Origin of the sequence: Streptomyces sp. CB01881 (genome assembly GCF_002953255.1) — a bacterium.
In the GTDB taxonomy this organism is placed as follows: domain Bacteria; phylum Actinomycetota; class Actinomycetes; order Streptomycetales; family Streptomycetaceae; genus Kitasatospora.
Genome location: NZ_CP026498.1, coordinates 10,550,327 through 10,558,800 on the forward strand (window position 1 = coordinate 10,550,327; position 8,474 = coordinate 10,558,800).

The following is an 8,474-nucleotide window of genomic DNA, read 5'->3' on the forward strand; positions in this document are numbered from 1 at the left end:
GGGGAGGAGCGGGCGGGGGATCGGTGTGGCGGGACGGCCGCGCGAGGGCGGCCGTCCCGCCGCACTCCTCCGGTCAGCCGGCCGGGGTCGGTTGCGAGCCGTGCCCGGAGTGTTCGGCCTGGCCGGTGCGGCCGGCCCGGACGCCGGTCCACCCGGTGAACAGCCGGTCCACCGCGAAGGGGCCGGAGCCGAGCACCGCGATCGCGAGGAACGCCCAGCAGAACATCACCGAGGCCTCGCCGCCGTTCTGCAGCGGCAGCAGCGCGTGCTCCTGATGGACGGTGAAGTACGCGTAGGCCATGGAGCCGGAGCAGAGCAGTGCCGCGATCCGGGTGCCGAGGCCGGCCAGCACCAGCGCCCCGCCGGCGAGCTGGATCAGGGCGGCCCACCAACCGGGCCACTGCCCGACCGGGATGGTGCCGCCGCCCTTGGCGCCGCCGAAGACGCCGAAGAGCGAGGCGGCGCCGTGGCAGGCGAAGAGCAGTCCGACGACGACCCGAAAGGCCGTCAGGACGATGGGGCGGGCCGAATCGAGTGCCTGTTGAACGGTGGTCGGCATGGGGACGTGCCTCCAGTGGGGGGTGGGGACGGAGAAGAAGTAAGGTTAGGCTTACTGGCACATATTTGACAATACTCCGTCAAATCGACCGTACTCGAAGCAATGGTCTAGACCTCCCTGCTTTCTTGACCGATCGATCTGGATATGACTAAGGTTCAGGTATGGCACGGACCAAGGAATTCGACCCCGATGCGGCTCTCCAGTCGGCTCTGGAGCTGTTCTGGCGGCGCGGCTACGAGGCCACCTCGATGGCCGACCTGGTCGAGGGGTTGGGGATCGCCCGCGCCAGCATCTACGCCACCTTCGGCAGCAAGCGCGAGCTGTACCTGCGCGCGCTGGAGCGCTACGGCGAGCAGTGCGACCCGGTGCTGCTGGCTGAGCTGTCACAGCCCGGTCCGGTGCTCCCGGCCGTTCGCGCGCTGGTCCGCCGCTATGCGCGGGAGGCCGGCGAGGACGGCGACGGCGGGCTCCGGCGCGGATGCTTCGTCACCAACACGGCGGTCGAACTCGCCCCGCACGACCCGGGCGCGGCCCGCCGGGTGGCGGCGAGCCTCGGCCACCTGGAGACGGCGCTGACGGCCGCGCTGGTCCGCGCCGAGGCGCAGGGGGAGCTGCCCGCGGGGCGTGACCCGCGGGCGCTGGCGCGGATGCTGCTCGTGCTGCTCCAGGGGATGCGGGTGATCGGCAAGGCCGGCGACGGCGCGGCCCGCCTGCACGACGCGGCCGAGCAGGCACTCGCACTGCTGGACTGAGTCTGTCTCGGGCGGCCGGCGGCCGACGTTTTCCCGGTCCTGATATTGGACCGAGCGGTCAATATAGTGAGGGGGGTTTGTGGTGGAACCACTGTCGTTACGGCCGGACCCAGCGCGGCCTGGCCCAGTGCGGCCTGGCCCAGTGCGGTCAACGCCTGGGCCTCCTGGCGCTGGCTGTTCGGCGTCCCCGTACTCGTCGCCATTGCCGGGCTCGCCCTCTCCGGCCGGCTGCTGCCGCCCGCCGGCCCGGTGCTGGGCGCCCCCTCCGCCCTCGACCTGCGCGGCGCCGCCCTCGCCACCACCGGTGTCTGCGCGGCCGGTTACGACTCGTCGCGGCCGGCGAACACGGCTGGGGCGCACCGACCGTCCTCGGCCCGCTGGCCGTGGGCGCCGCCCTGTTACTCGCCTTCGCCGCCGCCGAACGCCGCACCACCGATCCGCTGCTGCCGCCCGGCTTCCTCGCCGGCCGCCGACGGGCCACCACCCTGGCCGCCGTCATGGCGACCACCGCCGGCACCGCGCTGACCTTCCTGCTGCTCTCGCTCTACCTCCAACAGGTCTGCGGCTGGGGCGTGCCGGCCACCTCCGCCGCCTTCCTCCCGTACGCCGCGGTGCTGCTCCTGGCCGGCCGCCTGGCCGCGCCGCTCGCCGCCCGGTACGGCGCCGCCGCCGTCACCGCCGGGGGTCTGGCGGTGGCCGCCGCCGGGCTGTCCCTGCTGGCCGGCCTCACCCCCGCCACCCCGTACGTCACCGGCCTGCTGCCCGCCGGCGCCGGCGCCGGCGCCGGCCCGGCCTTCGCCGGTGCGGCGGTGCTCGCCACCCACGGCGTCCCGCCGGACCGCACCGGCCTCGCGGCCGGCGTCCTCAACACCGCCGTGGAACTCGGCCCCACCACCGGCGTCGCGCCCTGATGGCGCTCGCCGCCACCCGCCCGACCGAGGTCGGCGGCTACGCCGCCGCCTTCGCGGCCGCCGCGGCGGGGCTCGCCCTGACCGCCGCGGCGGTCGCCTCCCTGACCCGCTCCACCCGTTCCGAACACCCGCTCAACCACACCGAGGAGTACTCCGCATGACCACCCGTACCGCCACCCGCTTCGCCGACAAGTCCGTCCTGGTCACCGGCGGCGGCACCGGCATCGGCCGCGCCGTCGCCCTCGCCTTCGCCCGGGAGGGGGCCCGCGTCGCCGTCGCCGGTCGCACCGGGAGCTCGCTGGCCGAGACCGTCGCCCTGATCGAGGAGGAGGGCGGCAAGGCCGTCGCCCTCGTCGGGGACGTCACGAAGAGCGCCGACGCCGCCCGCTTCGTCCAGGAGACCGTCGAGCGGTTCGGAGCGCTGGACATCGCCGTCAACAACGCCGGCATCCTCGGGACCCCCGGCCCGCTCGCCGACGTCGAGGAGGGGGACTGGCAGCGCCTGGTCGACACCAACCTGACCGGCACCTGGCTCGCCATGAAGCACCAGATCGCCCGGATGCGCGCGAACGGCGGCGGAGCCATCGTCAACATCTCGTCCAACCTCGGCACCCACATGCGCCTGCCCGGCCTCGGCGCCTACGCCGTCACCAAGGCCGCCGTCGCCACCCTGACCCGCGCCGCCGCCCGCGACCACATCGCCGACGGCGTCCGGATCAACTCCGTCAGCCCCGGCCCCGTCGAGACCACCATGTCCACCCGCCCCGGCGAGAACGCCGCCGACAAGGCCGACCGCATGAAGGCCCAGGTCCCCGCGGGCCGGGCCGGCGCACCCGAGGAGATCGCCGCCGCCGTCCTCCACCTCGCCTCGCCCGAGTCCGCCTACACCGTGGGCGCCGACCTCGTCCTCGACGGCGGCATCACGGCCTGACGGACCACGGGCTCACGGACCACGGGCGGAGCGGCCGGGCCACCCGACCGTTCCGCCGGCGGCGCGGTCACCACTGGGCCGGGCGGTGCGCCGCCCGTCGCCCGGTCACCACGGGGCGGTCGGCGTTCCGTCGGGATCGAGCCCGTGCGGCCAGAGCGGTCCCCGGCCCGCGTCGGCCCCGAAACCGGCGCGGACCGTGGCGACCTCAAGGAACGCCTCGCCCGAGTCCGCGGCCCTCAGCAGGTGCCGGCGGGCGCCGGCGGCGTCGCCGGCCGAGAGCCGGAGCTGGGCGAGGGGGACGTGCGCCGCCAGGACGCCCCGGTCGAGCGCCAGCCGCAGGGTCTTCTCCGCGCCGTCGTGGTCGCCGCGCTGTTCCTGGACGACGGCGAGCCCGAGCAGGCCGGTGGAGTTGCCCGCATCGGCCGCCAGGAGCGCCAGCCGGGCCGCCGCGTCCGTCTCGCCGGCGGAGCCCCGGCGCACGCACAGCCGGACCAGGGCGGACGTCCCGCCCGCACGGGCCGCGCGGACCGCCTGCTCCTCCGCCCCGTCGAGGTCGCCCGCCTCCTCGTACGCGGCGGCGAGCAGGTCCAGCGCGGTGACGTCGCCGTGGGCGGCGGCCCGGCGGAGGTCACGCTCGGCGCCGGCCGGGTCGCCGTTCTCCTTCAGCCGGCCGGCGAGGCGTACGAGCCCGGAGCACTCCCCGAGCCCGGCGATCTCGTCGGCCAGACGCCGGGCCCCGTCCAGATCGCCGGTCATCGCCCGGAGCACCGCGACCGAGGCCACCGCCGTGAGATCACCCGTGACGGCCTCCCGGAGCAGCTCCTCGGCCTCGTCCCGGGCGCCGCGTCCCTCCCGGATCCAGGCCAGATGGGCCAGGGCGTCCGGTTCTCCGGCCTCGGCGGCCCGCCGTAGGTACGTCTCGGCTCCGTCGAGGTCCCCGCTGCGCTCCCGCAGGGTCGCGAGCATGCCCATCACCGAGTCGTCCCCCTGGGCGGAGGCCCGGTGGGCGAGCTCCCACGCCTCGTCGTGCGCACCGTCGAGCTCGCGGAGCGCGGCGAGCTGCACCACGGCCTCGGTGCGGCCGGCCTCGGCGGCCGAGGCGACCAGTTCCTCCGCCGCGGCCCGGTCCCCGGCGGCCTCGGCCATCGCGGCGAGGTCGAGCAGCGCGGAGAGGTCGCCCGCGTCGGCGGCCTGCCGCAGGTTGCGCGCGGCGCCGTCGAGGTCCCCGGCCTGCGCCCGCCGCTTCTGAAGGCGTTGCAGGGCGAAGGTGAGGCCGTACCCGGCCGCCAGCAGTGAGAGGCGCTCGGCCTCGTCGAAGTCCCCGAGGTGCTCGGGTACCCAGGCCAGCGCGGCCAGGCCGCCGGTGTTGCCGGCCGCCGCGGCCCGGCAGGCCAGCCGCTCGGCCCCGGCGGCGTCGCCCGCCGAGGACGCCCGCCGGACCAGCGCGACCAGGGCGTCCGAGCTGCCCGCCTCCGCCGCCTTCTCCCAGAGCCGGTGGGCCCATTGGTCACGCATCCGGTCCGAGGCGGCGCGGGCGAGCCGGTCGAGGTCGTCGGGCTGGTCCAGGTACCGGTACGCGGCGGACCAGAAGGACTCGGGCGGGCAGTACGGCCGCCGCACCCGGCGTCCGTGCTCCTCCAGGTAGTCGGCGAGCCGGTGGACCGGGGTCGCGGGCACCTCGCCGGTCGTTCCCTCCGCACGGAAGGCGGGGCGGGCCCGGACCTGCCGCAGCGGCGCGTAGCCGCCGTGCACCGTTCTGCCGGTGTCCGCGAGCGCGTCCTCGATCCAGGACTCGGGAAGGGCGTCGTACTCCTCGTCGGCCGGATAGCCCACCGCGGCCCGGCGGAGGAAGTCGTGCGGGAGATGGGGGCCGACACCCAGCCGGGTCGCGTCCATCGCCGCGTCCAGCAGGGCCCGGCTGCCGGGCGACGCGGACTCGTACCGGTCGACCAGTTCGGGGGCGCCCGCGAGGAACTGGGTGAGCCGCCCGTCACGGGCCGACGCGAGGGCCAGCTCCAGCTGGGTGTCGCCGGCCGCGGCCAGCGCCCTGGCCGCGGCGGCCGCCGCGTCGTCGAAGCCGGTGGGCAGGATGATCCGCCGGCCGGCCAGCAGCTCGCGGACCCGGGAGTACGGGTCGTGACCTCCGCCGGGCGCCGGAGGCCTCGCGTAGTCGTCGGAGTGGTTCGGCCAGAGCGTGCCGAGGACCAGCACGGGGCCGCGCTGCGGATCGGTCAGCAGGGCGTGCAGGGCGGCGGCGATGCGTTCGCCGACGCCGTCGGCCGCTCCCAGGTAGTGCTGCGCCTCGTTGAGCCAGACCACCGTCCGTGGGCCGACGCGCCCCAGGTCGGCGAGGGCGGCCTCGGCCCGGGTCGGATCGAAGGGGTGCCAGAGCCGCCAGTCCAGCTCGGCGAGCGGCTGCACCGCCTCCCAACAGGAACGGGTCTTCCCGGTGGACGAGGACCCGATCAGTACCGCCATGCGGCTCCCGCCCGCCGCGACCGCCGCGACGTGCCCGGCGAGTGCCTCGTCGTGCGGACGGCGGACGTAGCCGGGCAGCCGCCGGCCGTCCGGCCGGCCGTCCGCCGCCCCGGCCGGGGGATGCACGGCGGGGTGGACCTCAAGGTCGTGCGGGTCCCAGTCGCCGATCGGCAGGCCGGGTCCGCCGTCGCCGGGGCGGCCGCCCGGTCGCCGCACCGGGTCCCGGAGTTCGAGGAGGGCCCGCGGGTCGAGCCCGAGGGTCTCGGCGAGGGCGGCCACGGTCCGCGGCGACGGCGGCGGCGCCGATTCGCTGAGGGCCTGGCTGACGGTGGTCCGGGACAGGCCGGTCCGCTGGACCAGCCGCGCCATGGTCAGGCCGGACTCCGCCAGCCCGGCCCGGAGCAGCCGGCGGAGCCTCGTCAACGCCGCCGCCCGCTCGGGAGAGAGATCCTCCAACGCCTGCTGTCCTCGTCTCGCCCGGTGGCCGGCTGTTCGCCTTGGCCCGTCTTCGTTCAAACGCACCATGTCGCACACGCGTTCCGTCAGATTCGGCCTCGGACGAACATCCCGCTCGAAAGGAACTGAGACCGTGTCCGACCACACCGCCGTGATCCTGCTGGCCTGCCTGATGACGTTGCTGCTGGGACTGCTGGCCGGGGCCGCGGCAGCCTGGCTCGCGCACCGCGACGGGGCCACGCTCCCGACCGTCGTCACGCGGGGAGTCGGCGGGTGCACCGGCACCCTGATGCTGGCCACGTCGGTCGCCGCCCTGCTGGTCCGTTGACGCGGACCCTGCTGCAGGACAGCCCCACCCGCCAGGCCGACGCCCGGCCCGGGGCGTGTCCGACGCGGCCCGCCGGGCGCCCTCGCGGCCGTGTCCGTGACGAACGGGTTCCGCCGAAGCAGGGCGCCGCCGTGCCGCCCGGGCCACCACGCCGCCCGGGCCTACCCGCTGCGCGGGGGCGCCTGGCGCAGCGTCAGGCGTAACCGGCCGCGCCGCGGTTAGGCCGAGAGTGCCTCGTCGTCCTCCGCCGGCGCGCAGGCGGCGGCGAGGTCGTCGAGGGAGAGGCCGAGGGCGTAGGCGAGCGCGGCGACGGTGAAGAAGGCGGGGGTGGGTGCCCGGCCGGTCTCGATCTTGCGGAGGGTCTCGGAGGAGATGCCGGCCGCCGCCGCCACCTCGACCATGCTGCGGGCGCCGCGCGCCTCGCGGAGCAGGGCGCCGAACCGCTCGCCGCGGTCGCGCTCCCAGGGGGTCAGTGGGGTCCTCACCATGCGCCAATACTAATACCGCCGCAACCGTGATAGATATACCGGTATAAGAATTGGTTGAGTGGATCGAGGGGATCAGCAGCATGGTCGAGCTCAAGTCGGAGGCGGCGCTCGCGGCGATGCGGGAGGCAGGGCGGGTGGTGGCCGACGCGCTGGCAGCCGTCGAGGCGACGGCGGGCGTCGGGGTGAGCCTGCTGGAGCTGGACGGGGTGGCGCGGGAGGTGCTGTGCAAGGCCGGGGCCACCTCGCCGTTCCTCGGGTACCGGCCCTCGTTCGCACCGGTGCCGTTCCCCGCCGTGATCTGCGCCTCCGTCAACGACGCCGTCGTGCACGGCATCCCGGACGGCTACCGGCTGCGCGACGGGGACCTGGTGAGCATCGACTGCGGGGCCGTGCTGGACGGGTGGGCCGGCGACGCCGCCGTCAGCTTCACCGTCGGGACGGCTCGGCCCGCGGACCAGGAGCTGATCGACGCCACCCGGCGGGCGCTGGAGGCGGGGATCGCCGCGGCCGTGCTCGGCAACCGGACCGGCGACATCGCGCACGCGATCGCCAAGGTGGCGCGCGGGGCCCGCTACGGGCTGCCGGAGGGGTTCGGCGGGCACGGCATCGGGCGGCGGATGCACGAGGATCCGCACGTGCCCAACGAGGGGCGCCCGGGCCGCGGTTACCCGCTCAAGCCGGGACTGGTCCTGGCCATCGAGCCGATGCTCACGGCCGGCGGCCGGGACGACCACGACACCGACCCGGACGGCTGGACGCTGCGCACCACCGACGGCAGCCGGGCCGCGCACATCGAGCACACGGTGGCGATCACCGAGGACGGTCCCCGCATCCTCACCCTGCGGTAGGCCCGCCCAGGGGCCCCACGACCCGGCCACCGCGTGCTCCCCGGGCCGGTCGTGGCGGTGGCCCTGACGGTGGCCGAAGCCTGTCGGTGGCTCTGGCTCTGGCTCTGGCCCTGGCGGTGGCGGTGGCGGTGACGGACGCCACGCGCCAGTGACGCCGCGTCCGGAGTAGCGTGCGGACCATGACCGATCAGGACTTCACGGTGCGGGTCACCGTCCGCGGCTACGAGACCGACGCGCAGGGCCACCTCAACCAGGCGGTGTACCTCCAGTACGCCGAGCACGCCCGCTGGGAGTACCTCCAGTCGGCGGGCGTGCGGCAGGCCGACCTGCTGGCCAAGGGGATCGGCCCGGTGGTGCTGGAGACCACGGTCAAGTACCGGCGGGAGCTGCGCGCGGGCGACGAGGTGGACGTGAGCTGCCGGTTCGTCTGGGGCGGCGGCAGGACCTTCGAACTGGTGCAGGCCATCACCCGGACCGACGGGGTCCTCGCCGCCGAGGTGACCTGTGTCGGGGGGTTCCTGGACCTGACCGAGCGGCGGTTGGTCGCGGACCCGCGCGAGCCGATGCTCGCGCTGGCAACGGACCCGGGGCTGCTCGGGCTCTGAGCCTGCCAGGGAGCCCCGCCTCCGAGCCCCCTGCTCCGAGCCCCGCCCTGAGCCCCGCCCTGAGCCCCGCTCCGAGCCCCGCTCCTGCGCTCGGCCGCCGGGCACGGCGCCACCCGGG

General features: G+C 75.8%; 10 protein-coding genes. 7 read left to right on the forward strand and 3 right to left on the reverse strand.

Annotation, left to right across the window (positions count from 1 at the left end):
- Nucleotides 1-73: 73 nt before the first annotated feature.
- Nucleotides 74-559: a DoxX family protein gene (locus C2142_RS35420; RefSeq protein WP_148646936.1), complete on the reverse strand. Its 486-nt coding sequence runs from the start codon at nt 557-559 to the stop codon at nt 74-76.
- A 161-nt stretch (nt 560-720) separates the two neighbouring features.
- On the opposite strand from C2142_RS35420, the gene C2142_RS35425 reads away from it, so the two are divergent.
- The 4 genes from C2142_RS35425 (at nt 721) to C2142_RS35440 (ending at nt 3,153) form a co-directional block, all read left to right on the forward strand.
- A complete protein-coding gene (locus C2142_RS35425; protein WP_148646937.1) occupies nt 721-1,311 on the forward strand; it encodes a TetR/AcrR family transcriptional regulator in 591 nt (196 codons plus the stop codon).
- Between the two features lie 77 nt (nt 1,312-1,388).
- Nucleotides 1,389-2,222: an MFS transporter gene (locus tag C2142_RS42075; protein ID WP_346766414.1), complete on the forward strand. Its 834-nt coding sequence runs from the start codon at nt 1,389-1,391 to the stop codon at nt 2,220-2,222.
- Nucleotides 2,222-2,383 carry a hypothetical protein gene (locus tag C2142_RS35435; RefSeq protein WP_153882847.1) on the forward strand — a complete coding sequence of 54 codons (162 nt, stop codon included), beginning with the start codon at nt 2,222-2,224 and terminating at the stop codon, nt 2,381-2,383. Before C2142_RS42075 ends, C2142_RS35435 begins: the two co-directional genes overlap by 1 nt.
- Nucleotides 2,380-3,153, forward strand: a complete 774-nt coding sequence (locus C2142_RS35440) for a glucose 1-dehydrogenase (protein WP_148646939.1) — start codon at nt 2,380-2,382, stop codon at nt 3,151-3,153. Before C2142_RS35435 ends, C2142_RS35440 begins: the two co-directional genes overlap by 4 nt.
- Before the next feature lie 105 nt (nt 3,154-3,258).
- Here C2142_RS35440 and C2142_RS41820 read toward each other — a convergent pair whose 3' ends face one another.
- Nucleotides 3,259-6,087 (reverse strand): helix-turn-helix domain-containing protein, encoded by a 2,829-nt coding sequence (locus C2142_RS41820; protein WP_206671091.1) that lies wholly within the window; start codon nt 6,085-6,087, stop codon nt 3,259-3,261.
- Between the two features lie 133 nt (nt 6,088-6,220).
- Here C2142_RS41820 and C2142_RS35450 point away from each other — a divergent pair, with 133 nt between their 5' ends.
- Entirely contained in the window at nt 6,221-6,415 is a 195-nt protein-coding gene (locus C2142_RS35450; RefSeq protein ID WP_148646941.1) for a hypothetical protein, read from the forward strand.
- 218 nt (nt 6,416-6,633) lie between these two features.
- Here the strand turns inward: C2142_RS35450 and C2142_RS35455 are convergent, their stop codons facing one another.
- Entirely contained in the window at nt 6,634-6,903 is a 270-nt protein-coding gene (locus C2142_RS35455; protein WP_148646942.1) for a helix-turn-helix transcriptional regulator, read from the reverse strand.
- An 80-nt stretch (nt 6,904-6,983) separates the two neighbouring features.
- On the opposite strand from C2142_RS35455, the gene map reads away from it, so the two are divergent.
- Nucleotides 6,984-7,751, forward strand: a complete 768-nt coding sequence (gene map / locus C2142_RS35460; RefSeq protein WP_148646943.1) for a type I methionyl aminopeptidase — start codon at nt 6,984-6,986, stop codon at nt 7,749-7,751.
- Between the two features lie 179 nt (nt 7,752-7,930).
- The gene (locus C2142_RS35465) at nt 7,931-8,356 is read left to right on the forward strand and encodes a thioesterase family protein (RefSeq protein WP_148646944.1); all 426 of its coding nucleotides are present in this window, start codon (nt 7,931-7,933) and stop codon (nt 8,354-8,356) included.
- Nucleotides 8,357-8,474 lie beyond the last annotated feature (118 nt).

Bases quoted from the DNA above. Each gene is read 5' to 3' on its own strand.
- C2142_RS35465 (WP_148646944.1), top strand. From the start codon at position 7,931: ATGACCGATCAGGACTTCACGGTGCGGGTCACCGTCCGCGGCTACGAG.
- C2142_RS35440 (WP_148646939.1), top strand. From the start codon at position 2,380: ATGACCACCCGTACCGCCACCCGCTTCGCCGACAAGTCCGTCCTGGTC.
- map (WP_148646943.1), top strand. From the start codon at position 6,984: ATGGTCGAGCTCAAGTCGGAGGCGGCGCTCGCGGCGATGCGGGAGGCA.
- C2142_RS35420 (WP_148646936.1), bottom strand. From the start codon at position 559: ATGCCGACCACCGTTCAACAGGCACTCGATTCGGCCCGCCCCATCGTC.
- C2142_RS35435 (WP_153882847.1), top strand. From the start codon at position 2,222: ATGGCGCTCGCCGCCACCCGCCCGACCGAGGTCGGCGGCTACGCCGCC.
- C2142_RS35425 (WP_148646937.1), top strand. From the start codon at position 721: ATGGCACGGACCAAGGAATTCGACCCCGATGCGGCTCTCCAGTCGGCT.
- C2142_RS35455 (WP_148646942.1), bottom strand. From the start codon at position 6,903: ATGGTGAGGACCCCACTGACCCCCTGGGAGCGCGACCGCGGCGAGCGG.